The organism is Streptomyces nogalater (genome assembly GCF_039532885.1).
Lineage (GTDB): Bacteria > Actinomycetota > Actinomycetes > Streptomycetales > Streptomycetaceae > Streptomyces > Streptomyces nogalater.
Map to the genome: position 1 here is coordinate 104798 of NZ_BAAASM010000037.1, position 23055 is coordinate 127852.

A 23055-nucleotide genomic window follows, 5' to 3' on the forward strand; every position below is an offset into this window, starting at 1 on the left:
CCCTTCGTCGTACGGGTCTACCGGCGCGGTCCGGCCAGCTCCTTGGCCGCCTCGGTCAGGTCCTTCGCCGTGTCGATGGCCCGCCAGTACGCCCCCTGCGGGATGGGGAACCCGGCCAGCTTGTGCTCCCGGGCCAGGCGGGGGAAGGTCGTCCGCTCGTGGTCCCCGTGCTCCGGCAGCAGCGCGGCGAACTCCGGGGAGAACACGTACACGCCCGCGTTGATCTCGAACGTGGACGGCGGCGCCTCGATGAAGTCGGTGATGTGCCCGAACCCGTCGGTCTGCACCGCGCCCCAGGGAATGCGCGGCCGGGCCAGCGCGAGGGTGGCGACGGCATCGCGCTCGGTGTGGAAGTCGGCCATGTCCCGCAGCGAGAACCGGGTCCAGATGTCACCGTTGGTGGCGTACCAGGGCCGGTCGGGGTGGGGCAGGTGCGCGGCGGCGTAGCGCAGGCCGCCGCCGCGGCCGAGGGGCTCGCTCTCCACGACGGTGGTGACGGAGACGGGCAGGTCGGCCGAGTCCAGCCACTTCTGCAGGACGTCGGCGAGGTGGCCGCACGAGACGACCACGTCCGTGACGCCCTCCTCGGCGAGCCAGTTGAGCTGGTGGCCGATGATCGGCGTGCCCGTGCCGGGGATCTCGACCATCGGCTTGGGCCGGTCGTCGGTGTACGGACGCAGCCGCGAGCCCTGGCCACCGGCCAGGACCACGGCTTGAGTGGGGCGCGACGCGGCGCTCGGATGGGTCATGACCGCACTGTACGTGGCGCCCCACCGCGGTGTGACGGCGGCAACGGTCCGCGCGGCCCGCCGCGGTGGGGCGACGGCGACCGTCCGTGGGGTGTCGCCGTGGTGGAGCCGCGGTGAACGGCCCGTGCGGGGCGCCGTGGGGGAGCGACGGCAGGGACCCTCGTGGCGGGCGGCGCGGGGACCGCGTGCGGCGGCGCGGGGACCTCGTGTGGCGGCCTGGGGGAGCGGCGGCGCACGGTCCGGGTGGGGGTGGGTCGCCGCCGCCCGGCGTCCGCGTCAGCTGTGCGCGGCCAGGACGCCCGAGGCGAAGGACGTGTCGCACACGGGCCGGGCGTAGGACTGGGCGCGCGAGGCACCGTAGATGCGCACCGCGGCCGTGCCGAGGGCGCGGGCGAGGGAGGAGCAGTGCCGGGCGAGCGAGGGACGTCCGTTGACGGCCCGCTGGAGGTGGGTGAGCGCCACGCCGGGGTCCTTGTCCTGGAGTTCGCTCATGAGCTGCTCGCGGAGCACGTCCTCGGGCGCGCGGGGGGCCGTCCGGGCGGGGATCGCCGCCGACGTCACGTCGGAGGCGGCCAGCACCGAATCGGCGGGGCTGCCCGTCCAGTTGACCCGGGTGACCGCGAGGGTCCCGGAGAGCACCATGAAGACGGGCAGGACGAGGGCGAGAGTGCGGCCGATCCGGCGGGCAGGGCCGCCCCGGTGGCCGCGTCGCGTCTGTGGGGTGGTGGAGTGCTTCACGCGTGTGAGGGTATCGCCCGGTAATGGCGAGGGGACACTGCGTCACCCCTTCGGGGGATGAGATGGCAAGGATTTCCGGGTAACGGGGTTGACGAACCACCCGCACACGAAGGGCCCCGCACGCCGAGCGCGCGGGGCCCTTTCCGGTGCCGTGGGCCGTCAGTCGGACAGCCGCTCGCCGGTGGTCGTGGAGAACACGTGGATCTCGCCCGGCCGGGGCACGACGTGCAGCGTGGAGCCCTTGTCCGGGATCTGCCGGCCGTTGACGCGGACGACCAGGTCCTTGACCTCGCCACCGACCTCCGCGGAGCCGTACACGTAGCCGTCGGCGCCCAGCTCCTCGACGACGTTGACCGACACGGCGAGGCCGGCCGGGGCGTCGGCGGCGTCCTTCGACAGGGACGCGGCGGCGCCGCCGTTCAGCTCGACCACGTCGAAGTGCTCGGGACGGACGCCGACGGTGACCGTACGGTCGCCCCTGTCGGCGGCGGCCGTCAGGGCCTCCCGGTTGACCGGGACGACGCTGTTGCCGAACTTCACGCCGCCGTCGGTGATCGGGACCTCGACCAGGTTCATGGCGGGGGAACCGATGAAGCCGGCGACGAAGAGGTTCGCGGGCTTGTCGTACATGTTCCGCGGCGAGTCGACCTGCTGGAGCAGACCGTCCTTGAGGACCGCCACCCGGTCGCCCATCGTCATGGCCTCGACCTGGTCGTGGGTGACGTAGACGGTGGTGATGCCGAGGCGGCGCTGGAGCGAGGCGATCTGCGTACGGGTGGAGACGCGGAGCTTGGCGTCCAGGTTGGACAGCGGCTCGTCCATGAGGAAGACCTGGGGCTCGCGCACGATCGCGCGGCCCATGGCGACACGCTGGCGCTGACCGCCGGAGAGCGCCTTCGGCTTGCGGTCCAGGTACTGGGTCAGGTCGAGGATCTTCGCGGCCTCCTCGACCTTCTGCCGGATCTCCGCCTTCGGCACGCCGGCGATCTTGAGCGCGAAGCCCATGTTGTCGGCGACCGTCATGTGCGGGTAGAGGGCGTAGTTCTGGAACACCATGGCGATGTCCCGGTCCTTGGGCGGCAGGTGCGTGACGTCGCGGTCACCGATACGGATGGCACCGCCGTTGACGTCCTCCAGGCCCGCGAGCATCCGCAGGGAGGTGGACTTGCCGCAACCGGACGGGCCGACCAGGACGAGGAACTCGCCGTCCTCGATCGCGATGTCGAGTGCGTCGACGGCGGGCTTGTCGGAACCCGGGTAGATCCGGGTCGCCTTGTCGAACGTGACTGTGGCCATGGTGAGCAGGCCCCCTTCTACCGGCAGGAACGTGCCGGACGATCCGTTGTAGGAAGGTGGTTGGTGTAGTCCACCGGGGTGAACTGGACCGAGACGCTACCTGGCGATCACCGGCCCTGTCAGTACCCCGGCCCCGGTGAACTTCGCGGAAATTTTCGACAGGCCCACCGCCAGACCTGGGTACACTGCACGAGCACCCAGGTGCGCGCCTCCTTAGCTCAGCTGGTCAGAGCGCCGCTCTTGTAAAGCGAAGGTCGTCGGTTCGAATCCGACAGGGGGCTCCGCAGGCCCGGGTGGGACCGGCTCCCACCCGGGCTTTCTCATGCCAGCAGGCGGGCGATCCCCAGTTGGCGGGGGTCGATGGGGCGGCCGTCCTCCACGTCCCACAGGGCGTTCTGCAGCAGCCGGCCGAAGGTCCAGGCGCGGGCCCGGGCGCGGTCCAGGCCGAGGACGTCGGTCATCGCGTCGAAGCGCCAGCGGACCTCGGCCGCGTCGAACCGGTTGTCCAGGGCGGGCCACAGCTCGAAGCCGGGGTCGCCGGCCAGCGGCTTGGGGTCGATGGCGAGCCAGTCGGCGCGCTCGGCGGCCAGCACGTTCTCGTCGTGCAGGTCCCAGTGCAGCAGCCGGTCGCCGGGCTCGCCGGCGACCTCGCGGACGGCGGCGGCGCAGTCGGCGACGATGCGGCGGGCCTCGGGGTCGGGGATGCGGTCCAGCGCCCAAGGGGTCCGCTCCAGCATGCCCGCGGCGATGTCGCCGAGGCGGCGCAGTCCGGGCGGGGCCGGGAAGGACGTCAGATGGGCCAGCAGCCGGGCGATGACCAGGACCGCCTCGCGGGTGTCGGCGAGGTGGGCCAGCATCCGGTTCTCGTCCAGGCGCTCCAGGAGCATGGTGCCGGTGGCCGGGTCGTGGTCGAGGAGTCGTACGGCCCCGTCGCCGTCCCAGGCGCGCAGCGCGACCGGCTCGCCCTCGCTCTCCTGGTCGAGCAGCTGGAGCTTGAGGACCGCGCGCAGGCCGTCGGCGCGGACCACCGGCAGCACCAGGGCGCTGACGCCGTTCATCGACGGCCCGTCGAGCCGGAGCCCCCAGCGGTCCAGGAACCCGGCCGCGAGGTCGGGCAGCGCGGCGATGAACGCCTTGCCCGCCGCGCCGTTGTACATCTCCTGCGCCTCGGCCAGCTCCCCGGGGATGTCGATCACGAGCCGGACGATACCGGCGTGCGTCAATCGGTTCATGCGAATTAACCGGGGCCTGAGCGCGGTGTGGGCGTACATCCGCGGTGCTCCCGGCACCCATCTGTGGCTGGCGGTCCTGTTCGCCACCACCGTCGCACTGCACTCCATGCCGCCCGAGTTCGAGGAGAACTTCCTGCGGCACCGGTCGACGAACCTGCACGAGCTGTCGCGCAACCCGGTGCGGGTGCTGGTGGCGAGCGCCATGTGGATCGAGAGCGGGCACTGGCTGCCGTACGCCTTCCTGTACACGGTGTTCCACGCGCCGGCCGAGCGCTGGCTGGGCACGGCCCGCTGGCTGGCGGTGTGCGCGCTGACCCATGTGCTCGCGTCGCTGGCGAGCGAGGCCGCGCTGCTGGCGGCGATCCGCACCGGCCGGGCCCCGCTCACGGCCGTCGACACCCTGGACATCGGGGTCAGTTACGCGCTGGCCGGGGTGATCGCGGTGCTTGGCCACCGGATCGCGGCGCCCTGGCGGTACGGGTATCTGGCGGCCGTGCTCGCCGTGTTCACGCTGCCGCTGGCCGCCGGGCCGACCTTCACGGACGTCGGCCACCTCCTCGCGGCGCTGCTCGGGCTGGCCTGCCGTCCGCTGGTCAGGGGGGCGGGGAAAAGCACGGAATCCGAAGGAGACACCGGCCGGACCCGGGGGTTAACGTCCCGGCCATGAACAGCTCGGCAAGCAGTGCCGTCAACGGCGGCGTCTCGTTCTGGTACGCGGACGACGGGCTCCCGGCGGTGCGTGAGCCGCTGACCGGGGACGCGTCCGCGGACGTCGTCATCGTCGGCGGCGGGTACACCGGCCTGTGGACGGCGTACTACCTGAAGAAGGCGGCGCCCTTCCTGCGGATCACCGTGCTGGAGCAGAAGTTCTGCGGATACGGCGCCTCCGGGCGCAACGGCGGCTGGCTGTACAACGGCATCGCGGGCCGGGACCGGTACGCCCGGCTGCACGGCCACGAGGCCGCCGTACGGTTGCAGAAGGCGATGAACGACACGGTCGCCGAGGTCGTCGCGGTCGCCCGCGCGGAGGGCATCGACGCCGACATCCACCACGGTGGCGTCCTGGAAGTGGCCACCACCCCGGCGCAGTTGGCACGGCTGAAGGCCTTCCACGCGCACGAGCTGGCCTACGGCGAGACGGACCGGGAGCTGTACGGCGCCCGGGAGACCGCCGAACGGATCCGGGTCGCGGACGCGGTCGGCTCCACCTGGACCCCGCACGGCGCCCGGCTGCACCCGGTGAAACTGGTGAAGGGGCTCGCGGCGGCCGTGGCGGCGCTCGGGGTGACCATCCACGAGTCGACGCCGGTGACGGAGATCCGCCCCAAGCACGCGGTCACCCCCTACGGCACGGTCCGCGCGCCGTACATCCTGCGCTGTACCGAGGGCTTCACCGCCGCCCTCAAGGGCCAGCGCCGGACCTGGCTGCCGATGAACTCCTCGATGATCGCGACCGAGCCGCTGACCGAGGAGCAGTGGGCGTCGATCGGCTGGGCGGGCCGGGAGACCCTGGGTGACATGGCGCACGCCTACATGTACGCGCAGCGCACGGCCGACGGCCGGATCGCGCTCGGCGGGCGCGGGGTGCCGTACCGGTTCGGCTCGCGCACCGACAACGACGGCCGCACCCAGGAGGCGACCGTCGCGGCGCTGCGCGAGATCCTGACCCGCTTCTTCCCGTCCCTGGCGGGCGTGCGGATCGAGCACGCCTGGTCGGGAGTGCTCGGCGTGCCGCGCGACTGGTGCGCCACCGTCACGCTGGACCGCTCCACCGGACTCGGCTGGGCGGGCGGCTACGTCGGCTCCGGCGTCGCCACCGCCAACCTGGCCGCCCGCACCCTGCGCGACCTGGTCCGGCAGGACTCCGGCCAGGGCGGGCGGACCGGGCTGACGGAGCTGCCCTGGGTGGGCCACCGGGTCCGCAAGTGGGAGCCGGAACCCTTCCGCTGGCTGGGCGTGCAGGGCATGTACGCCACCTACCGCGCGGCCGACCGGCGCGAACGCCGATACCCCGACACCCGGTCCTCGCGACTGGCCCGACTGGCGGACCGGGTGGCGGGCCGCCACTGACCTGGGGCGGTGACCCGGGCCACTGACTCGGGCCGGTGCCCCAGGCCCGCCCGCCTCGGTTCGGTGGTTCAGGCTCGTGCGCGGTCGAGGGCGGGGTGGCCCAGGATCAGGGACACGGCGGTGACCGCGCTGGTGAAGGACACCTCGGCGAGCACGCCGGGGGCCGCCACCTGGTCCCCGGCGAGATACACCCCGTCGCCGCGGTCCACGGCCGGCCGGTCCCGCCAGCTGCGGCCGGGCAGGTCCACGGCCCCGGTACGGCCGTCCGCCAGGGCCTCCCGCCGCCAGGTCACCCGCTCCCGCCAGCCCCGGAACCCGAGGTCGAGCAGCTGTTCGGCGCGGGCCACGCCGTCGGTCCGTGACTCGCCCGGCCCGACCGGGAACTGGCCCTGGACCAGCTGCTCCCCGGCCGGGGCGAGGGACGGGTCCTGTGCGGTGAACCGCTCGATCCAGCCCGGCGCGTCCAGGTCGGAGACGGCGAAGGCGTCCCCGCGCCGGGTGCGTACGGCGAGGTCGACGAGGACGGTACGGCCGCCCGGCCAGGTCAGCGAGTCGTCGCCGAGCAGCCGCCGGGCGGCGGGCAGGGCGGTGGCGACGACGACCGGGGTGCGCTCGGGCAGGGTGTCCACCCGGGCCCCCGTCTCGATCCGCACGCCCATGTTCCACGCCCGCGCGGCCATCCGGTCGATGACCGCGCTCCAGCCGCCGCGCGGGTAGTGCGCCTCCGGCGGCAGCTTGGCGGCGCGGCGCAGCCGCTCCTGCACGAAGGCGGCGGACAGGCTGCCCGGGTCGTGGTGGAAGAGGGCCACGGCCGCGTAATGGGCCGCCGCGCGGGCGCCCTCCTCGCCGGCGATGCCCGTCGCCCAGCTCAGGAAGTCGGCGTCGACGGGGGCCGGGCCGAGCCGGGGCCGCAGGAGCTTGAGCATGGCGAAGGGCGGGGTGCGGCGCAGCACGCCGTGGTGGCGCAGCCGCAGCCGGGCGGCCTCCAGCGGCGGCAGCGGGGCGAGCGGGCCCAGCAGGTCCCGCTGCCGGAGCCAGGTCCAGTGCGGGCCGCCGGAGTAGACCGCGTGCGGCCCCTCGTTGGTGCGGTACGGCCCTTGCGCCGTCCGGGCCCGCCCGCCCAGGGTGCGGTGGGCCTCGTACACGGTGACCTTGGCCCCGGCCTCGGCGGCGGTGATCGCGGCGGTGAGTCCGGCGAAGCCGCCGCCGATGACGGTGATGTGGCGCATGGAGTCTCCTGAGGTCGGTCCGTCTCCTGCGCGGATACGACGGCCGGCGCCCCGCCGTCTGTGACATCCGGGCGTTTGCGCAGCTCAGACGGATTGTCAGTGGCGGGGTGCAGCATGGGTGCATGGTGAGGCGAGCGATGGAGGGCCGGCCCGGGGGCCGGCCGGCGGCGCGGGGCGCGCGGCGGCCGGAGCTGCGGCTGCCGGCCCTGGATCCCTGGGACGGCGGCGCACTGGAGCCGGACGGGGACTACGACGGGCTGGAGTTCCGGGAGCTGGACCTGGCCGGGCAGGACGCGCGGGGCGCCCGGTTCATGGACTGCGCGCTGACGGGCTGCGCGCTGGACGAGACGGCGCTGGGCAGAGCCCGGGTGCTGGACTCGGTCCTGACCGGCCTGCGCGGGGTCGGCACCCGGCTCGCGGAGTCCACGTTCCGCGATGTCGAGCTGGTCGACGCGCGGTTGGGCGGCACCCAGTTGCACGGGGCGGTGCTGGAGCGGGTCGTGGTCCGGGGCGGCAAGATCGACTTCCTGAATCTGCGCGAGGCCCGCCTGAAGGACGTCGTGTTCGAGTCCTGCGTGCTGGTCGAGCCGGACTTCGCGGGGGCGCGGCTGGAGCGGGTGGAGTTCACCGACTGCGCCTTGAGGGGGGCGGACTTCGGCAATGCGACGCTGGTGGACGTCGATCTGCGCGGGGCCGCGCCGCTGGAGATCGTCCGGGGCCTGGACCGCCTGTCCGGCGCGGTGATCGGCACCGGGCAACTGCTGGACCTGGCGCCGGTGCTGGCGGCGGAGCTGGGCATCCGGGTGATGGACTGAGGCCCGGCGGCGGGGCCGGGCACCGGGCCGGGGAGATCGGACCTCAGGCGTGGGCGGGCTTGCCGTCCCCGTACAGCCAGTCCTTCCAGACCGTGCGGAAGTCCTTGCCCGGGGCCTTCCTCTCCACGTAGCGGACGAAGCCGGCGGTGTCGGCCGTGCCGTGGCGGTGGGCGGCGGCCCAGCCCTGGACGATGTCGTGGAAGGTGCCGTCGCCGACCGTCCGGCGGATCTTGTGCACGACCATCGCGCCGCGCTGGTAGACGGGGGCGCCGGAGATGTGCGCGGCGCTCGACGGCCTGGCCGGCGGGAAGGCCCACAGGGCGTCGGGGCCGTCCTCGTAGAGGCCGGTGAAGGTCTGCTGGGCGGTGGGCCCGCCGTTGTCCTCGTCGTAGAGCCACTCCGCGTACGTCGCGAAGCCCTCGTTGAGCCACATGTCCCGCCAGGACGCGGGGCCGACCGAGTCGCCGTACCACTGGTGGGCGAGTTCGTGCACCAGGGTGGAGACGTCGGGCGGGCCGGGGAAGACGGGGCGGGTCTGGGTCTCCAGGGCGTAACCGGCGTCCCCCGGGCGGGCCACGATCGCGCCGGCGGAGGAGAAGGGGTACGGCCCGAAGTGGGTCTCCGCCCAGCCGAGGATCTCCGGGATCTTCGCGAGCACCCCGGCGCTCGCCCGGGCCTGGCCGGGGTCGACGGCGGTGACGATCGGCAGGCCGTGCGGGCCGGTGGTGCGGGTGATGTCGAAGCGGCCGATGGCGACGGTGGCGAGATAGCTCGCCATGGGCTGGGCCGACCGCCAGCGGTAGGTCGTGCGGCCGTCCTTCGTGGTCTGGTCGGTCTGCTCACCGCCGGAGACGGCCTTGAGGCCTTCGGGGACGGTGACCGCGATGTCGTAGGAGGCCTTGTCGGAGGGGTGGTGGTTGCCGGGGAACCAGGTCATGGAGCCGACGGGCTCACCCAGGGCGAGAGCGCCGTCGGCGGTGGGCAGCCAGCCTTCCTTCGAGCCGTCGGGGTCGGTGAGGGTGCGGGGGGTGCCCGAGTAGCGGACGGTCACGCGGAAGGTCTCGCCCTTGCCGAGGCCGGTGTGCGGGCGGACGGTGAGTTCCTGCCCGGTGCGGTTCCAGCGGGCCCTCTCGCCCTCCACGCGGACGGAGTCGACGCGCAGTCCGGCGAGGTCGAGATCGAAGGCGGACAGGTCGCGGGTGGCCCGGGCGGTGATGTCCGCGGTGCCGGTGAGCCGTCGGGTGGCCGGGGTGTAGTCCAGGGCGAGGCCGTAGTGCCCGACGTCGTAGCCGCCGTTGCCGGCCTTCGGGAAGTACGGGTCGCCCACGCCGGAACCGCCCGGGACGCCCCGGACACCGGCGTCGCACGCGGTGCCGGTCAGGACGAGGACCAGCAGCGCCGCGACGGCCGGGACAAGGCGTACCGATCTGGACATGTCAGTGATCTTACGGGTGCTCGTGACGGCCAGGGCGGTGTCCGACCCGCGCGGCCCACAGGGCGATGCGGCATCGACCGGAAGGTGTGCGGCGGTGCAGGGGCGCAGGGCGTGGCCCTGTCGAGGCCCGTGTCGTCAGGCGGCGGAGACGGCCGTGAGCTGGTCCATGATGTCGGCCAGGTTGTAGTGGGCCCGCTTCTCGACGATCTTCCCGTCCTTGAACGTGAACAGGTTGAACATGGAAAAACGTACGTGCGCTCCGCGTGGGGGGATGCCGTAGTAGTCGCCGCCCTGGTCTCCTTCGAACACGACGTAGGCGCCGACCTTGTCGGCTTCGGCGACGGTGTCGAGGACCGTCAGGCGGATGTCGGAAAAGGCGTCGACGTGCTTCTTCTCCGCGTCGATGAACCCTGCGGCACCGGGCCGGGGACTGTCGATCCGAGGGTAGAAGACGAAGTCCGGGTGGAACATGCCGGTGAGCGTGTCGTAGTCGCCCTGCTCAAGGGCCTGGTAGAAGCGGTGCACGAGGCCGGCGTTGGTTCCGGTGGACATGTGATCGGATCCTTCTCTGTCGTTCCGGCACGGCGCAGGGGATGCCGCGCGGGGTCGCTCCCAGGGTCGGGGCTCGGCGTGGGGGGAGCCCCGCCCCTGGCACGAGGTCTCGGTTCCTGAGCTGTGGTCCGGGCTCAGGCGCGCTGCGCCCAGTCCAGGTCCAGGCGGTCGGTCAGGCCCGCGGCGGCGAAGGCTGCCTCCAGCTCGTCGCGGCCCTCGGTGAAGTGGGCCCAGCTGTCGTGGTGGACCGGGACGACACGGCGGGCGTCAAGAATCCGGGTGGCTTCGGCCGCCTGGGCGCTGTCCAGGACGATCAGGTTGCCGTCGAAGACCATGGGGAAACGGGGGGCGCCGGCGAACAGGAGGGCGGTGTCGATCGGGGCGAAGCGCTCGGCGATCTCCCTGACCGCGTCGAGCGAGGCGTTGTCGCCGCTGACGTAGACCGTCGGCAGGCCCTCGCCCGTCAGGACAAAGCCGACGACCTGGCCGGCGATGGGCTCGACCTCCTCACGCGCGCCGGGACCGTGGATGGCCGGGACCCCGGTCACCGTGATCGTGCCGCCGCCCGGACGCTCCAGCTCGATCGACTCCCAGTCGGCCAGGCCCTTGGCCTTCGCCCCGAGGCGCTCGCCACCGCCGGGGGTGGTGAGGGTGAGGGGGACGTCGGCGAGCAGGGCGCGGCCGGAGGTGTCGAGGTTGTCGGCGTGCTCGTCGTGGGAGAGCAGGACCACGTCGATGGGGCCGAGCGCGGCGGGTGCGGTGGTGGAGGGGGCGGTCTTGGTCAGGGTCGGGCCACCGGGCGAGGCGTAGTCGCCGGGGCCGTCGAAGGTCGGGTCGGTCAGGAAGCGCAGACCGCCGTACTTGAACAGGGCGGTCGGACCGCCGAACGTGCGGACCGGGAACTGGTGGGCGTTGAGCTGGGACATCACGTCTCCGTTTCTCACGAAAAAAAGCTGCGGTTAACGTGATTTCAGGCTAGGCAGGCATCACGGAAAAATGCAAGCGCTACCATGAGAGACATGGACGACACCCTGGCCACCGACGTGGCACCGACCGCTCTGCCCCCGGCACCGGGTGCCGACCGGTACCGCTCCCTGGACTTCGCCGACACCGCTGCGACCCTGCCCGCCGGCCAGAGCTACGACCTGCTCGCCGCCCCGGAATCCGCCATGCGCTGGCTCGCCGCCCATGACCTGACCACCCCGGACGTGCAGCTGTACGAGGTGTGCGCGCAGCGGATGCGCACGCTGCGCGGCCACATCCGCGCCCTGTTCGCCGCCCGCGTCGACACCACCACCCCGCCCGAGGAGTCCCTGCGCGCGGTGAACGAGGCCCTCACGGCCGTGCCCACCGCCCCCCTCCTCGCCTGGGACGGGGCCCGAGGGCTGCGCCGCGTCCAGGCGCACCCCACCGACCAGGCCGTCAATCACGCACTGGCGACCCTCGCCGCCGACGCCGCCGACCTGCTCACCGGTCCCGACGCCGACATCCTCGCCGCCTGCGGATCAGCCCCCTGCGACCGGTTCCTCCTGCGCACCCACGGCCGGCGCCACTGGTGCTCCACACGCTGCGGCGACCGTGCTCGCGCCGCCCGCGCCTACGCCCGGCGCAGCGGCGCCTCGGGCTGACGCACCACCCCCAGGGCCCTCCTGCGGACCGCCCGGCGGCCACGCGAAACACCTCCAGCAGGCTGCTTCCGGTTGCCGGCCGGCAGCCGGGCACGTGATTACTGAAGATCACTCCTTCGGCTCCGCCGCCGCGCGGGCGGCGGAGTCCGTGGAATGGCGTCCAGCAGCGGCAGGAGCTGGGCAACGTCGTGCCGGTTGCCGCCGGTGAGTGTGACGGTGAGCGGGCGGCAGCAGCGGAGCCACCCGCTCCCACAGGTCGTCAGGAACAAGATCAGCACGCGCCTGGACGCCCTGCCGACCAAGATCGTCGGACGCGATCAGTCAGGCGGGCGGGGCGTACGGGGGCGGGGCGTACGGCCGGGCGGTGCGTACCGGGGTGGGGCGTGCGGCGGGCGGTTCCGGGGGCACGGGGCCGGACCGTCGGCGGCTCAGGGGCTACCGCTGAGGGTTCCGGACGGGCCGGCGTGACACCATCTCCCCGTGCTCGACATCGGCTATGCCCTCTCCAACCGGTTCCCGGATCCGCCGCAGACCGACTACCGGCGCGCGGACGCGCACGCGCTGCGGTACGACCTGTTCTGCGGGGACGTCTATCTCGCGGACACCGAGAGCGACCGGGAGCTGTCCACAGCCTGGGGATGGGTGCCGGTGCTGGACTTCGCGTGGGCGCTGTGCGACATCGCCGAGCAGCTGGACCGGGACCCGATGGGCTCGCGGGCCGCCCGGCCGCAGCGGGCGGAGCTGGACTTCACCGAGTCCACCGACCGGATGCTGTTCGAGCGCCGCTTCGGCTGGGTCGACATCACCTCGGACTGGTCCCCGGCCGAGGAGCCTCCGCTCTCCTTCTCCCACGCCGAACTGCGCCGGGAGGCCCGGGACTTCCTGCACGACCTGCTGGCGGACCTCACCGACATGCACGAGGACCTGGCGGAGAACCCGGTGATCTGGACCCTCCAGGCCCGTTTCCCCCGGGTGCCGTAGAGCGCCCCCTCCGGCTCACGGCGGACGGAGGGGGCTCAGGCTCTCAGACGCGCTGGGCGGCGGCGTACTCGATGAACGAGGTCCAGGTGCCGGTGGTGAAGTTCAGTACGGCGCCGTCGGTGTTCTTGGAGTCGCGGACGGGGACCACGTTGTGGGCGGCGGCGAGGTTGGTGGCGACCTCGATGCAGACGCCGCCGTTGTCGCTGTAGGAGGACTTGAACCAGCGGAGGGACTCGGTTGTCACGGGGTGCCCTTTCCGGACGGAGGAGGCGGTCGCGAGCGGGGTTTCAGACGCGCTGGGCGGCGGCGAACTCGATGAACGAGGACCAGGTGTCGGCGGTGAAGTTCAGTACGGCGCCGTCGGTGTTCTTGGAGTCGCGGACGGGGACCATGTCGTGGGCGGCGGCGAGATTGGTGGCGACCTCGATGCACTGGCCGCCGTTGCCGCTGTAGGAGGACTTGAACCAGCGGGGGGATTCGGTCGTCACGGGGAACCCTTTCGAAGCTCTTCGATCAAGGCCACGGATGCCGCTTGGGAGAGCGCTTCGGCCTGCAACTGATGGTAGGCCGTCAGTATGGGCAGTACCGAGGAGGTTTCCCGTTCGAGGTGACCCCGCTGCGCTGACTCGGCATAGGACATGATCGAGCGGTCCGGCATGGTCAGCACCGTTACAGGCAGGCTGAACGGGCGCCGCTCCCCCATGAGGAACGGGGCGATCTGCAAGACGGTGGTCGGCATCTCGGCGAACATCAGCAAGCGCTCGAACTGGGCCTCCATGATCGAGGTGGCGCCCATCGGCCGACGGATGCAGCTCTCGTCCAGCACTGCATGGATGAGAGGTGGCGAAGTGCGGGCGAGCGCTGCTTGCCTACGCGTCACCAGTTCCACCCGTTCATTGGCTTGGTCGGCGGTGATGGCTCCGCGTCGGACAGCGTCTGCTTCGAGAGTAGCTGCGTACTCCGGTGTCTGGAGCAGACCGGGGATGACTCCTACTTCGTAAAGTCGGATCTCAACGGCCCTGCCCTCGTACTTGACGTACTCGGTGAAGCCCTCCAGCAGACTGCCATGTTGGATGGCTCGGTATTGGTGCTCGAACGAGTCTGGAGCGCCCGTGGTGCCGAACGCCCTGTCTGCGCTGCGCGAGAAGCGCAAAGTTGGCATCTTGCGACCAGTTTCGACGGTCGAAATATGCGACGCGGAATATCCCATTCGCTCAGCGAGGTCTGCTTGCTTCCAGCCCTTCCGCTCCCGCTGCCTGCGGAGTTCGGCGCCGTAGGCCGCCCAGGCGCTGGCCTCCGGGTTCAATTCCTTGACGTTGGCCACTTCGAGCACCAACTTTGCTGTCGCTTCTGCCAAGTTGAAGTGCTCTCGACTGTAAGCCACGCTGAACTCGTTCGGTAGTCACAGTGCTACAGAGAGGAACAGCCATGCCTGGAGGGCTGAACGAACCGGCTCTGGTTGACGGCGAGAAGGGCCCGGAGAGGCCCGGTGACGAAGGCATCCCCAAGCTGGGAATCCGGCAGACGCTTGAGGTCGGCGAGATCACCTTCGCCCTGGACGCGGTGCTGGCGGAGGCCGGCGTCAGACTTCCGCAGTTCCACACCCGCCTGGCCCCCGCCGAGGACCGCCGCTGGGTGGTCCGGCTCGGCGACTGCAACGTGGTTCAGGCCCGCGGCCTCCTCGACCTCCTGAAGGACGGGCTGACCCTCCGCGAGCGGCACCCGGAGGAGGCGATCAATGGAACACCCGCCAAGGACAGTTAGGGCACGGGCGCACCTCGAAAAGGCCATCATGCGGGCCGGCGCCATCGTGGACGTGCTGATCGACCCCGCAGGCGGCTTCCTGGCCATCCAGTGCATCGGGATCGAGGCGGCAGAAGAACTGGCGCTCACCATCGAGGCCGGCGCGCAGGCAAGGGTGGTCAGGGGATGACCTTCCGCTGCACCAGCACCTGCGAAATCAAGGATCACACCTTCCGACGGGCTCAGCGACTGCCCTGCGCCGACCACGGTGAAGTCGACTGGGCGTTCCTGGACTACCTCCGGTGTGTGCTGAGTGAAGAAGCGCACGAGTTCCATGCCACGTGGCTGCGCAGCGGCTCGGAGCTGGAGAAGGACGTGTACCTGTGCTGGCTCGATGACCCGGAAATGCAGTGGATCGTCGATGCCGAGGTCTGCCTGAAGACCAGAACGCCCTTGGGATCGTCCTGCACGATCTACAAAGGCCACCCCGGGAAGTGCGAGTGGGATCACGTGGACCTCGAAGCATCGGCGCACTCGGCCGCCGCGGACCAGCTGATGAGGCGGGCGCGTGAGACAGGCGCGTTCCCGGACGACGGTCTCACCCGCCCATGAAGAAGACCCCCCAGGGAAAGCCGGGGGGTCTTCGGGTGTTTCAGCAGGTCAAGGACCTACTGTCACACGTTGACGCCGAAGTCCTGACCACCATATCGGAGCGCACATAGCACCGCAGGTAGGGAGCGTCAAACAGCGAGGTCACACGGATGCGGAGCTGTTCTCGTCTTCGAGCGTTCAGGCCCGTTTCGGCGCCGTTGTGGACACCGTGCTGACTTGGTGCTGACTTCTTGAGCCGTCCGGGCCACGTGTCCGCCCGGATGTAAACAGCCGGTCCAGACGAGACGGGGGAGCCGTCCACTCCCGACCGCCCCCTCTGGCCGGACGAACGCCATCGGCCGCGCTTTGCGCTGCCCCGGTACCTCCGCCGGGTCTTCCCAATCGCGGATGATGTCCTGGAGTATGCCGACGCGTTCGCCATCCGTAACGACCTTGCCGATCATGCGTTCGGTGACCACGGCGCACCCCCTTGGAACAGCGCCCGCACGTCCCTCTCCAGTTGGTCGGCCTGCGCCTCTACGGCCAAGCGGGGAGGGTCGATGTACGCCCAGTCACAGCGGCCCGGATGGTCACGGAAGATCGTGCAACCGGTGTCCGTCGAAGTTCCCTTTCGCTTGAGACAGACCTCAATGTCTTCAAGCCATTGCGTCGCCGTGCCGTCGAACCAGCAGAGGTACACATCAGTGCACGGTTCCAGGCTCGCCCCGGTGCGAAGGAACGCCGCGTGATGGTCGTGCGGCACGTCTTCCAACTTGCACTGAAGGGTGACGCCCGACGCCCACTCGATCCGGGCGACAGGGGATGAGATCTCCGCTGCTGCCGACCGCACTTCGTCACTCAGAACGGCTTGTGCGATACAGCGGTACATCACGCCTCCTCTCGACACCGACGGCACGGCCGGTCGACGCACAGTGCGTGGGGCGGGAGCTGGACCACTCCGGACACCGGGTCCAGCCGTCCGCCGTACTTGTCCCACCAGCCGTCTGGGGAGTTTCTGTACGGTCCCGCAGGATCGTCCAAGAGACTGATTAGTTCGGGAGCCGGTAAGCCGCCACCCCGGCCGTTCGCGCGCTTCACCGGGGGCCTCACCACCTCCGCTCCCGCGTCAGCTCCGCGTACAGCCGTTCCTGCGCCTCCACCTTTCTGACCAGCTCCTGTTCGGAAGCCGCCTCCAGACGCTTGCGCAGTCCGTCCGCCCGCGCCCCGTATACCGCTTGCAGCAACTGCACGGGGTAGTCGGAGAAGGTGACGTAGCGCGGAACGCCCTTGACCGTCTCCTTGAAGCACGGCCAGTTGTTGGGGAGGTAGTGCGCCGTCACGACTCGACACCCCCAGGCGGGCACTCGACGCACGCATACGGCCGGCCGTTGGGTTCCTCGCCGGACGGCTTCACCCGCCGGACGACTTCAAGGCTGCCGAACGTTTTGTGACACCGGCGGCACTTCTCGCCTCGGGGCGCGTACGTCGTGTACTCGCTCTGCTGCGCGTCGGTGCTGGCTCCCGTCCGCTCGCGACTCTCCGGCGGTTTCGCTGTAGCTTTGGGCACTGTCGTCAACCCCTTGCTGGTTGGTGGCCAGCCCCCGGACGTTCGCGCGTCGCGGGGGTCCACTCACTCAACCGACTCCGCGCATGGGAGGGGCAGTTGACCAGCGTTGACTACGATGGCAGTCAACAGTCAACGGGAGCTGCACCATGATCGATTTCGGGTCTGAGGTACGGACGGCACTCAAGGCGCAGGGAAAGAGCCTGAGAGGTGCAGCTAAGGAACTCCACTACGACGTTGCCTATCTGAGCCGGGTACTTAACGGGAAACAGGCTCCCTCTGCTGAGTTGATGCGAGCTTTTAACGAATACCTTGGCCTCTCCCTGGAAGCAGAAGGTAGCGGCTCCCATGACGATGAAATGGATGCTTGGGAGTTGGCGCGTCGCGTGCAGGCAAGCGACGTAGGGAACGCCACCCTTGAGCGTCTAGAGCGTGCATTTGATGAACTGGCCATGGCGTACCCCAAAGCCAAGCCCGAAGACTTGCTGAGGCAGGTCCGCAAGCACTCTTCCTATGTTGCAAAGTTGCTAGACGGCCGAAAGACCCTTTCGGAACATCGTCGATTGCTGGTCATCGGTGGTTGGCTTTCTCTGCTAGGGGCTACGGTCCATATCGACCTCATGCAAGACGATGCCGCTACGGCTCGACTGGAGACGGCCGCAACGCTAGCCAGGGAAGCTGGACATCGTGAGATCGAAGCCTGGTGTTATGAGACTGAGGCTTGGCGACTCCTCACCGACGGTGATTACATCCAAGCCGTTGACCTCTCCCGAGCTGCACAGGAGATAGCCCCCACTGGCGGCTCCGCAATCATTCAAGCGGCAGCGCAAGAGGGTCGAGCAAACGCACGGCTAGGAAATGGGAAAGAGACCTATTCCGCCATTGAACGGGTACAGGCTCTCTCTGCCGCTATCGGCGTCTCTGATACGCCCGAGCATCATTACCGCTATGACCCTGCAAAGTCTCTGTCATACACAGCGACGACACTTGCATGGCTCGGGGACTCAGCGGCAGAGCCATACGCTAGGGAAGTAATTAAGCGGTTGAGTCCGAGCGGCGATGTAAGCCAGTGGCCACGGCGTGTAGCCTCGGCGAATATCGACCTAGCCCTGGTCCTCCTTAAGGAGAACAGATTGGACGAAGCGTGCGATTCAGCCCAGAAAGCAATCCTTTCTGGAAGGGTGGTTCCATCAAATCATTGGCGCGCATTGGAAGTTGTTAAGGCTGCGGAAGCTCGACAACTCCCCGAGAGTGCAGACCTGCGGGAGGCATACCAGAGCCTAAAGGCGATCGAAAAGGGAAAGGATTAGCCCCGACCGGGTAGGCCGGGGCGAGTTCCATTTATTGCTTAGAGCAGGGCGAGGAAGGGGTTCGTGTCCCCGAGTGGTTCCGGCCGCTGCGGTTCGGGCGCAGGCGCCGGGGGCTGCTGGGGCTCCGGGCGGTAGGCGTCCAGGCTGACGACCGTTGCACGGGCCTGCTCACGCTCCGCGCTGGCCGGCATCGGCTCCGCGACCGTTTCTGTCGACGCACCGTTTTCGGAACTGTCACCGCGGACCGTGAAAACGGTGGCCGGCCGTCCCGTCTTCCCCGACCGTTCCACGGTCACGACGATTCCGGGCAGTTGCTTGACCTCTGCTGCGGTCGCTCCCACATACGGGAGCACCTGGGAGGAAGTGGCCCGGCCTCCGAGCAGCTCGATCCGGGCTCGCACCTTTTCCTCAAGGCTGAGCGCCTGGCGCTTCACCTTCGGCGAGGTCGCTCCCTTGGTGATCCGTACGGCGTCCTGCACCGACCGGCGGACCAAGCTGAAGGCGACGGACAGCATCTCTTCCGTGATCGTCTCCGAGCACTCGGACGCTGCCAGACAGGCCGCAACCCTGAGCGTCTGCTCTGCTGTCCGCTCGATGAACACTGCCTGCCCTTCGGGCAGGGTCTCACCCAGGATGCGGGCGTATCGGCGCACGATCCGCCAGAGCGGCCGGGCGTCTTCTGCAAGCGTGATCACACGCGGCCGGGCCGTGGCCCACCCGTAAGCGTCGGACAGGTCCCGTCCGTCCACCTCCGGGAGGCTCATCCGGTCATCATCCAAGAGCGGCACCGACCCGAGCAGGAAGGGAAGGATGCGGTTATACGAGCCTCCTGCCGCCTCGGACTCACCGACGTACTTGGACCAGTCAGAGGGCGTTACGTGACAGTGCAGAACCATTGCAGGGTCACGTACTTCCTGCGCCTCATCCTTGGTCGTGTTCCGCAGCGTCGACCCATCCCACGCGGTCCGCAGCTTGGTCGTGAACGACGCATCCCGCTTCACCCTGCGGAGCACTTCCGACCACTCTTCTTCGACCACGAGAGTCCGGACGTCGCGCCCGTGCTCGGTCTCGGCGGTCGCTTCCTGCTGCTCCCACAGGTGGTTCACCAGACTCGCCCCGGACGTGATCCCGCTCGTTGTGTGAGTGGCCAGGAAGCGCCCCAGAGCCTTGTCTACGACGTGATGAGCGGCCCGCAGTGCGGTTCCCTTACCGCGTCCGGTACCGGCCACCAGAGCGGACCACAGCAGCACGGGCCGGGGACCACGGGAAGAGACCTTGACCGTGCCACCGATTGCGGCCGACCACATCGAGAGGGCGGCCACATACACCCCCAAGGGGTCCGCTTCAACGAAGGGGGCGATCCGGCGAACCGCGCTTCCGATGGGACCGTACAGAACGGGGGTGCTCATGCTGCGTCCACTTCCTGGGGGTTGGTTTGGTTGCGGAGGGGCGTAACGGGGCGCCACCGCCCTCCGTCCTTGGTCTGAAAGTGAGGTTCCTTGGCTGTCTTTTGCAGCAGGGGGAGCGCGTCTCCCCCGTCCGAGGGAACGATCACTGAGTTACAGCGGCCCACCTTGTCCCACCGGACATGACGCCGGACGGCTTCAAGCGACAGAGGGTCACTGCTCACGATGCCGGTACGACGCTTGCCCTTTGGCGTTGTCCAGACGACCCAGGAACCAGGGGCGTAGACACGCCTGCATGGTTTGGAGTCCGCCCCGTATGCCTTGGCGTTCTTCCACACACTCAGGTCACGGGGCCGGGGGTGACGGCCGCCGACTGCGGCCGTCACCGAGGGCGCGGCGCTTAGGCCGCTGCCGCTTTTCCCTCCGACTCATCCCGGTGCTCCCACGCATGCCTCACGTGCATCGGAATTCGGCCCTTTGTGGGTACGGCGTAGCCGTGCTCTCGGGCCCATGCCCGGACGGCACGGTTGCGTTCGCGCTCGCTCATCCCGGAACGGTCGACCTTGGCAGGCTCCGGAAGGGGATCACCACCGACCAACTCACCCGCCCGAACAGCCGACTTGAAGCGTCCCGGTACGCGCACGTCCATCACAGGGATGCCACGCTCGGAAGCGTCCCGCAGCTTGGTGGCGTTACGGTCGCCACCCTCACCCAGGATCAGCAGAACCGTGCTGTCGTCGGCACGGCCAACTACCTCGAATCCAAGGTTGCGCACCGCTTCCCGCGCGTCGTCCCATTCGTACCCCGGCACTTCACCAGCGATCATCACGGACGGCACCGGGTGAGGGTCAGACTCCGCCACGGGAACCGCTTCCGGCTCCGGCTCCGGCTCCGGGGCGACCTCATCAACCGGCACCGACTCAGGCTCAGTAGGGGTGGCCACTCGCACAGACGGAGCGCCCAATGCATCGCAGAGCCAGCGACCGTATCGGACGTCATGCTCCAAACAAAGGTCCCAGGAATCGCGCCCGAGCGTCAGGGATGAAGTGGCTTCAACCTCAGAGCCATCTTTGGCCAGGTGAGCGTCGCACAGAACCTTTTCCACGGGCATGAGCACGGTCTTACGCATAGCGCTGCATTCCTTCGTTAGGGCGGAAGACTGAGTGAGGGTCCGGAGCGTTGCTCTACGGCTTCCCCGCCGACATCCATTCTTCCGCACCTCTATCACGGAATGATAACTAACGGATAACTGACACATTACTCTAATTCCATGAATACGGGGGGTAATGCATCATTAATTCTCTGTAGACCCCACCGGGGGTGCGACCCTCCGGCCACGTTCGCCAATGAAATCCCCAAGCCCCAGCGGTCACGTCTGGCGGCACACGTGGCACTTCTTCGGTTGGTGCTTCAGTTCGTCGCCCCACGGCCTCACTTTTCCGGTCAGTTGCCAACCGGTGTGGATGGCAAACTCCTCGACACATTCCGAGCACTGGGGTTCATCCCAGGGGCATTCGAAACCCGCCCGGTGTACACCGTCATGCATTCCTGCGGCCCCGGCCTTGGCTGCTCGTCTGCTCACTCGTCACCTTCAAATGTCCATCCCAGCCGCTTCATGCCATCGGCGGTCAGACCGAGGGCGGTAGCCAGTTGCCGGTATTCCGTCAGGTGGTCGCGGGTGGCAGATCCGTCAAGGATCTTGCCGTAGTAGGTCAGCATGACGGCAACAGTAGGCACGTAGGACTCATCCCAACGCGCGGCCTGGGGACTGTTCCACCATTGGTGCCACTGCTCGCTTTCGGCATCTGACCACTCCCTTACAGAAGGCAGCTCAGGAACCGGGAGGCCGTGATCATTCGGCAGCACATCCAGGCCCTTGTATCGGGAGTGTGGCGAGTTGGGGTTGCGCAATCTCGGCATGAATCCTCCGGGAAAAACGTACAGTCACGGCCGGCGAGGCCGTGTGATCGACGGGAGGTGAAAAGAACGGGCCCCCGCGGAGTGCAGGGGCCCGAATAAATCCAGGGTCAGGAGGTAGGCCAAGTAACGGCAGCCTTGACGATTCCCTTGGTCGGCTTAGTGTCATCCCACGTCTTATCCGGCTTCTGAGTGTCAAGACCGGGGTAGCGCAGGACGCGTCCACCGTACAAATGGAGGGTATCTGCGTAATTCGCGCGGTACTTTTCCGACTGCCCCTCGCGGAAGCCGGTCAGCTGACTAGCGTACGTGCTGAATTCCGAGTGGCCCGCCACGATATCGACGCCAGCAGGCATGGCCGTGGTCGTGAGGATGGTGAACCCGGCAAGACGAGCAACAACGCCATTGGCAGTAACACCGCCTTCGCCGTACGCGGCAGCGTTAGCCACGGATGGATGCTCGATGAGGTATCGCTTCACGCGTGGCGAGACGACCACGTAGCGGCCTGCCGGAATGTCGCTGGAGTCCAGCTCCAGCATCATGTCCAGGATCGCACTGTACAGGCTCTGAGGGATGTTCTCGGCGGTCGGCGTGATAGCCGGAAGCGCCGTTGCACTGTTGACGATGATGTTGCCCATGAAGGTGTCAGCCTTCCGGGCCAGGGCGCGAATCATCTGCTGATTGATGGGCGAGTCAAGTCCCCCAGCAAGCTGAACCCGTTCAGCATCCTCGATCAAGACCTGGATGTAGTCTGCCTCAGTAATAACCAGTTCCTGATCGACGGTTTCGGGCCGCTGGGCCGTCATACCGTCAGGGAGCTTGTACTCACCCACAGTCGGCCGAAGAAGGCTATTGACGTGGACGGTATCGCCCTTCTGTCGGATCTCGCCCTCGTACTTGTTGTTACTCACGAGCGGAGACGCCCAAACCAGAAGCGGATCGAACGCTGTGAGAAGCTCTGCGTCCCAAATCTCGGGAATGAAGGTGGTGCTACCAGGCTGCTGATAGGCAAGGCTCATATGTGCTCCTAGTTATCGCTTACGAACGTCGAGAGAGATGCGGGGGTGTGCTCGAAATGAGTCGCCCTCACGGTTATGGCCAGCGCCCCCAAGAGCAGGGAACTCTGGTTCCTTGGGCCTGAAAGGCGCTAGAACCTTGTCCATCGCCCCAGCCGAAGGCTTGCCGTCTTCACCAAGCAGCTTGGAACCATCCAGATAATCGGTGAATCCATCGGGGAGGGTAATCCCTGCCTGGGCTGCGTAGCCCTTGAGTTCAGCCCGAGCCAGCTTCGCGGAATACTCCCGCTCAACCTGGGCTCGAACAGGGTCGGAAGGGTCGGTCGGCATGGCCTCGGTAATCTGTTCTACGTCGCTCACGGCGACCTCCTAACTAATGGTTCGGGAACTAGGCAGCCCGGTCGGTCTCTGTCTCACTCATAAGCGAAGCCACAGGGATTTGGAGATGCCTGGCGGCCGGGGCAAGCGTGCGAAGACTCGGGCACGTCTCACCGGACTCCCAGCGACGCACTGTGGATGGGGCTACGCGCATTCGCTCAGCCAGGGCCTCTACGGAAAGCCCCAGAGCCACACGGCGGGCAGCGAAGAAGTGACGATCAAACATTGATGACTCCATTCCAGTCATGCAGGAATGCGCGACGGCAGGCAAAAATAAAACCCCGGCCGCGTAGGCCGGGGTCAATCAAGTCCCGTGAGGTTGACTCTCACTAATGATGTATGTGTCCTGTCGCGCAAATCCGCCCGGATGGTGGGGGAAGTGAGACGGACACCACAGGAGACCTA

At 68.7% G+C, this 23055-nt stretch carries 28 protein-coding genes and 1 tRNA gene; 10 read left to right on the forward strand and 19 right to left on the reverse strand.

Going from position 1 to position 23055, the window contains the following annotated elements:
- Positions 1 to 17: 17 nt before the first annotated feature.
- The 3 genes from ABD350_RS25480 to ABD350_RS25490 all read right to left on the reverse strand — a co-directional run bounded on the left by ABD350_RS25480 (position 18) and on the right by ABD350_RS25490 (position 2783).
- Positions 18 to 749, reverse strand: coding sequence for a nucleotidyltransferase family protein (locus tag ABD350_RS25480; RefSeq protein ID WP_344350680.1), 732 nt, complete (start codon positions 747 to 749; stop codon positions 18 to 20).
- A gap of 276 nt (positions 750 to 1025) precedes the next feature.
- The gene (locus ABD350_RS25485) at positions 1026 to 1487 is read right to left on the reverse strand and encodes a hypothetical protein (RefSeq protein WP_344350681.1); all 462 of its coding nucleotides are present in this window, start codon (positions 1485 to 1487) and stop codon (positions 1026 to 1028) included.
- Between the two features lie 159 nt (positions 1488 to 1646).
- Complete coding sequence (locus ABD350_RS25490; RefSeq protein ID WP_344350682.1) at positions 1647 to 2783, reverse strand: ABC transporter ATP-binding protein; 1137 nt, start codon at positions 2781 to 2783, stop codon at positions 1647 to 1649.
- 207 nt (positions 2784 to 2990) lie between these two features.
- On the opposite strand from ABD350_RS25490, the gene ABD350_RS25495 reads away from it, so the two are divergent.
- Positions 2991 to 3064 (forward strand) — tRNA-Thr (locus tag ABD350_RS25495).
- Between the two features lie 39 nt (positions 3065 to 3103).
- Here ABD350_RS25495 and ABD350_RS25500 read toward each other — a convergent pair.
- Positions 3104 to 4015, reverse strand: a complete 912-nt coding sequence (locus ABD350_RS25500) for an aminoglycoside phosphotransferase family protein (RefSeq protein ID WP_344350683.1) — start codon at positions 4013 to 4015, stop codon at positions 3104 to 3106.
- On the opposite strand from ABD350_RS25500, the gene ABD350_RS25505 reads away from it, so the two are divergent.
- Together ABD350_RS25505 and ABD350_RS25510 are read left to right on the forward strand one after the other, a co-directional pair.
- Entirely contained in the window at positions 4014 to 4682 is a 669-nt protein-coding gene (locus ABD350_RS25505; protein WP_344350684.1) for a rhomboid-like protein, read from the forward strand. The two genes, ABD350_RS25500 and ABD350_RS25505, sit on opposite strands and share 2 nt — an antisense overlap.
- On the forward strand, positions 4679 to 6085 hold the full coding sequence (locus ABD350_RS25510; protein ID WP_344350686.1) for an NAD(P)/FAD-dependent oxidoreductase: 1407 nt from the start codon (positions 4679 to 4681) through the stop codon (positions 6083 to 6085). Before ABD350_RS25505 ends, ABD350_RS25510 begins: the two co-directional genes overlap by 4 nt.
- Positions 6086 to 6153: 68 nt before the next feature.
- On the opposite strand, the gene ABD350_RS25515 is transcribed toward ABD350_RS25510, so the two are convergent.
- Positions 6154 to 7314 carry an FAD-dependent oxidoreductase gene (locus tag ABD350_RS25515; protein WP_344350687.1) on the reverse strand — a complete coding sequence of 387 codons (1161 nt, stop codon included), beginning with the start codon at positions 7312 to 7314 and terminating at the stop codon, positions 6154 to 6156.
- Positions 7315 to 7436: 122 nt separating this feature from the next.
- Here ABD350_RS25515 and ABD350_RS25520 point away from each other — a divergent pair, with 122 nt between their 5' ends.
- Positions 7437 to 8129 carry a pentapeptide repeat-containing protein gene (locus tag ABD350_RS25520; RefSeq protein ID WP_344350689.1) on the forward strand — a complete coding sequence of 231 codons (693 nt, stop codon included), beginning with the start codon at positions 7437 to 7439 and terminating at the stop codon, positions 8127 to 8129.
- A 43-nt stretch (positions 8130 to 8172) separates the two neighbouring features.
- Here ABD350_RS25520 and ABD350_RS25525 read toward each other — a convergent pair whose 3' ends face one another.
- The 3 genes from ABD350_RS25525 to ABD350_RS25535 form a co-directional block, all read right to left on the reverse strand.
- Positions 8173 to 9564, reverse strand: coding sequence for a M1 family metallopeptidase (locus tag ABD350_RS25525; RefSeq protein WP_344350690.1), 1392 nt, complete (start codon positions 9562 to 9564; stop codon positions 8173 to 8175).
- A gap of 135 nt (positions 9565 to 9699) precedes the next feature.
- Complete coding sequence (locus ABD350_RS25530) at positions 9700 to 10116, reverse strand: ester cyclase (RefSeq protein ID WP_344350691.1); 417 nt, start codon at positions 10114 to 10116, stop codon at positions 9700 to 9702.
- A 134-nt stretch (positions 10117 to 10250) separates the two neighbouring features.
- On the reverse strand, positions 10251 to 11042 hold the full coding sequence (locus ABD350_RS25535) for an MBL fold metallo-hydrolase (protein WP_344350692.1): 792 nt from the start codon (positions 11040 to 11042) through the stop codon (positions 10251 to 10253).
- Between the two features lie 93 nt (positions 11043 to 11135).
- Here ABD350_RS25535 and ABD350_RS25540 point away from each other — a divergent pair, with 93 nt between their 5' ends.
- Both ABD350_RS25540 and ABD350_RS25550 read left to right on the forward strand, forming a co-directional pair.
- Positions 11136 to 11744, forward strand: a complete 609-nt coding sequence (locus ABD350_RS25540; protein WP_344350693.1) for an ABATE domain-containing protein — start codon at positions 11136 to 11138, stop codon at positions 11742 to 11744.
- Positions 11745 to 12224: 480 nt separating this feature from the next.
- Positions 12225 to 12725 carry a hypothetical protein gene (locus ABD350_RS25550; protein ID WP_344350695.1) on the forward strand — a complete coding sequence of 167 codons (501 nt, stop codon included), beginning with the start codon at positions 12225 to 12227 and terminating at the stop codon, positions 12723 to 12725.
- A 43-nt stretch (positions 12726 to 12768) separates the two neighbouring features.
- Here ABD350_RS25550 and ABD350_RS25555 read toward each other — a convergent pair whose 3' ends face one another.
- From ABD350_RS25555 to ABD350_RS25565, 3 genes are read right to left on the reverse strand one after another with little or no spacing between them, the layout of a single operon-like run.
- The gene (locus ABD350_RS25555) at positions 12769 to 12969 is read right to left on the reverse strand and encodes a DUF397 domain-containing protein (protein ID WP_344350697.1); all 201 of its coding nucleotides are present in this window, start codon (positions 12967 to 12969) and stop codon (positions 12769 to 12771) included.
- Between the two features lie 43 nt (positions 12970 to 13012).
- A complete protein-coding gene (locus tag ABD350_RS25560) occupies positions 13013 to 13213 on the reverse strand; it encodes a DUF397 domain-containing protein (RefSeq protein WP_344350699.1) in 201 nt (66 codons plus the stop codon).
- Complete coding sequence (locus ABD350_RS25565) at positions 13210 to 14049, reverse strand: helix-turn-helix domain-containing protein (protein WP_344350963.1); 840 nt, start codon at positions 14047 to 14049, stop codon at positions 13210 to 13212. The genes ABD350_RS25560 and ABD350_RS25565 overlap by 4 nt, the downstream gene beginning before the upstream one ends.
- Positions 14050 to 14153: 104 nt before the next feature.
- On the opposite strand from ABD350_RS25565, the gene ABD350_RS25570 reads away from it, so the two are divergent.
- Genes ABD350_RS25570 through ABD350_RS25580 form a run of 3 tightly spaced genes read left to right on the forward strand, consistent with a single transcriptional unit; the run spans position 14154 to position 15080 of the window.
- Positions 14154 to 14489, forward strand: coding sequence for a hypothetical protein (locus tag ABD350_RS25570; RefSeq protein ID WP_344350700.1), 336 nt, complete (start codon positions 14154 to 14156; stop codon positions 14487 to 14489).
- Positions 14464 to 14658, forward strand: a complete 195-nt coding sequence (locus ABD350_RS25575) for a hypothetical protein (protein WP_344350701.1) — start codon at positions 14464 to 14466, stop codon at positions 14656 to 14658. The genes ABD350_RS25570 and ABD350_RS25575 overlap by 26 nt, the downstream gene beginning before the upstream one ends.
- Positions 14655 to 15080, forward strand: a complete 426-nt coding sequence (locus ABD350_RS25580) for a hypothetical protein (protein ID WP_344350702.1) — start codon at positions 14655 to 14657, stop codon at positions 15078 to 15080. The genes ABD350_RS25575 and ABD350_RS25580 overlap by 4 nt, the downstream gene beginning before the upstream one ends.
- Positions 15081 to 15519: 439 nt before the next feature.
- On the opposite strand, the gene ABD350_RS25585 is transcribed toward ABD350_RS25580, so the two are convergent.
- On the reverse strand, positions 15520 to 15948 hold the full coding sequence (locus tag ABD350_RS25585; protein ID WP_344350703.1) for a hypothetical protein: 429 nt from the start codon (positions 15946 to 15948) through the stop codon (positions 15520 to 15522).
- A 217-nt stretch (positions 15949 to 16165) separates the two neighbouring features.
- Positions 16166 to 16399 (reverse strand): hypothetical protein, encoded by a 234-nt coding sequence (locus ABD350_RS25590; RefSeq protein ID WP_344350704.1) that lies wholly within the window; start codon positions 16397 to 16399, stop codon positions 16166 to 16168.
- A gap of 373 nt (positions 16400 to 16772) precedes the next feature.
- Between ABD350_RS25590 and ABD350_RS25595 the strand changes: the two genes are divergently transcribed.
- Complete coding sequence (locus ABD350_RS25595; protein WP_344350705.1) at positions 16773 to 17933, forward strand: helix-turn-helix domain-containing protein; 1161 nt, start codon at positions 16773 to 16775, stop codon at positions 17931 to 17933.
- A 38-nt stretch (positions 17934 to 17971) separates the two neighbouring features.
- Here ABD350_RS25595 and ABD350_RS25600 read toward each other — a convergent pair whose 3' ends face one another.
- From ABD350_RS25600 to ABD350_RS25625, 6 genes are all read right to left on the reverse strand, one after another.
- Positions 17972 to 19342: a DUF3987 domain-containing protein gene (locus tag ABD350_RS25600; RefSeq protein ID WP_344350707.1), complete on the reverse strand. Its 1371-nt coding sequence runs from the start codon at positions 19340 to 19342 to the stop codon at positions 17972 to 17974.
- 397 nt (positions 19343 to 19739) lie between these two features.
- Positions 19740 to 20468, reverse strand: a complete 729-nt coding sequence (locus ABD350_RS25605; protein WP_344350708.1) for an Lsr2 family DNA-binding protein — start codon at positions 20466 to 20468, stop codon at positions 19740 to 19742.
- 449 nt (positions 20469 to 20917) lie between these two features.
- On the reverse strand, positions 20918 to 21259 hold the full coding sequence (locus ABD350_RS38160) for a phage terminase small subunit (protein WP_465270408.1): 342 nt from the start codon (positions 21257 to 21259) through the stop codon (positions 20918 to 20920).
- A 107-nt stretch (positions 21260 to 21366) separates the two neighbouring features.
- Entirely contained in the window at positions 21367 to 22275 is a 909-nt protein-coding gene (locus ABD350_RS25615; RefSeq protein ID WP_344350709.1) for a phage major capsid protein, read from the reverse strand.
- A gap of 12 nt (positions 22276 to 22287) precedes the next feature.
- Entirely contained in the window at positions 22288 to 22632 is a 345-nt protein-coding gene (locus ABD350_RS25620) for a hypothetical protein (protein ID WP_344350710.1), read from the reverse strand.
- A gap of 28 nt (positions 22633 to 22660) precedes the next feature.
- Positions 22661 to 22897 carry a helix-turn-helix domain-containing protein gene (locus tag ABD350_RS25625; RefSeq protein WP_344350711.1) on the reverse strand — a complete coding sequence of 79 codons (237 nt, stop codon included), beginning with the start codon at positions 22895 to 22897 and terminating at the stop codon, positions 22661 to 22663.
- Positions 22898 to 23055 lie beyond the last annotated feature (158 nt).

Coding starts and splice junctions, on each gene's coding strand:
- ABD350_RS25480 (WP_344350680.1), bottom strand. CDS start 749: ATGACCCATCCGAGCGCCGCGTCGCGCCCCACTCAAGCCGTGGTCCTG.
- ABD350_RS25490 (WP_344350682.1), bottom strand. CDS start 2,783: ATGGCCACAGTCACGTTCGACAAGGCGACCCGGATCTACCCGGGTTCC.
- ABD350_RS25505 (WP_344350684.1), top strand. CDS start 4,014: ATGCGAATTAACCGGGGCCTGAGCGCGGTGTGGGCGTACATCCGCGGT.
- ABD350_RS25500 (WP_344350683.1), bottom strand. CDS start 4,015: ATGAACCGATTGACGCACGCCGGTATCGTCCGGCTCGTGATCGACATC.
- ABD350_RS25510 (WP_344350686.1), top strand. CDS start 4,679: ATGAACAGCTCGGCAAGCAGTGCCGTCAACGGCGGCGTCTCGTTCTGG.
- ABD350_RS25515 (WP_344350687.1), bottom strand. CDS start 7,314: ATGCGCCACATCACCGTCATCGGCGGCGGCTTCGCCGGACTCACCGCC.
- ABD350_RS25520 (WP_344350689.1), top strand. CDS start 7,437: ATGGTGAGGCGAGCGATGGAGGGCCGGCCCGGGGGCCGGCCGGCGGCG.
- ABD350_RS25525 (WP_344350690.1), bottom strand. CDS start 9,564: ATGTCCAGATCGGTACGCCTTGTCCCGGCCGTCGCGGCGCTGCTGGTC.
- ABD350_RS25530 (WP_344350691.1), bottom strand. CDS start 10,116: ATGTCCACCGGAACCAACGCCGGCCTCGTGCACCGCTTCTACCAGGCC.
- ABD350_RS25535 (WP_344350692.1), bottom strand. CDS start 11,042: ATGTCCCAGCTCAACGCCCACCAGTTCCCGGTCCGCACGTTCGGCGGT.
- ABD350_RS25540 (WP_344350693.1), top strand. CDS start 11,136: ATGGACGACACCCTGGCCACCGACGTGGCACCGACCGCTCTGCCCCCG.
- ABD350_RS25570 (WP_344350700.1), top strand. CDS start 14,154: ATGCCTGGAGGGCTGAACGAACCGGCTCTGGTTGACGGCGAGAAGGGC.
- ABD350_RS25575 (WP_344350701.1), top strand. CDS start 14,464: ATGGAACACCCGCCAAGGACAGTTAGGGCACGGGCGCACCTCGAAAAG.
- ABD350_RS25580 (WP_344350702.1), top strand. CDS start 14,655: ATGACCTTCCGCTGCACCAGCACCTGCGAAATCAAGGATCACACCTTC.
- ABD350_RS25585 (WP_344350703.1), bottom strand. CDS start 15,948: ATGTACCGCTGTATCGCACAAGCCGTTCTGAGTGACGAAGTGCGGTCG.
- ABD350_RS25595 (WP_344350705.1), top strand. CDS start 16,773: ATGATCGATTTCGGGTCTGAGGTACGGACGGCACTCAAGGCGCAGGGA.
- ABD350_RS25600 (WP_344350707.1), bottom strand. CDS start 19,342: ATGAGCACCCCCGTTCTGTACGGTCCCATCGGAAGCGCGGTTCGCCGG.
- ABD350_RS25605 (WP_344350708.1), bottom strand. CDS start 20,468: ATGCGTAAGACCGTGCTCATGCCCGTGGAAAAGGTTCTGTGCGACGCT.
- ABD350_RS38160 (WP_465270408.1), bottom strand. CDS start 21,259: ATGCCGAGATTGCGCAACCCCAACTCGCCACACTCCCGATACAAGGGC.
- ABD350_RS25615 (WP_344350709.1), bottom strand. CDS start 22,275: ATGAGCCTTGCCTATCAGCAGCCTGGTAGCACCACCTTCATTCCCGAG.
- ABD350_RS25625 (WP_344350711.1), bottom strand. CDS start 22,897: ATGACTGGAATGGAGTCATCAATGTTTGATCGTCACTTCTTCGCTGCC.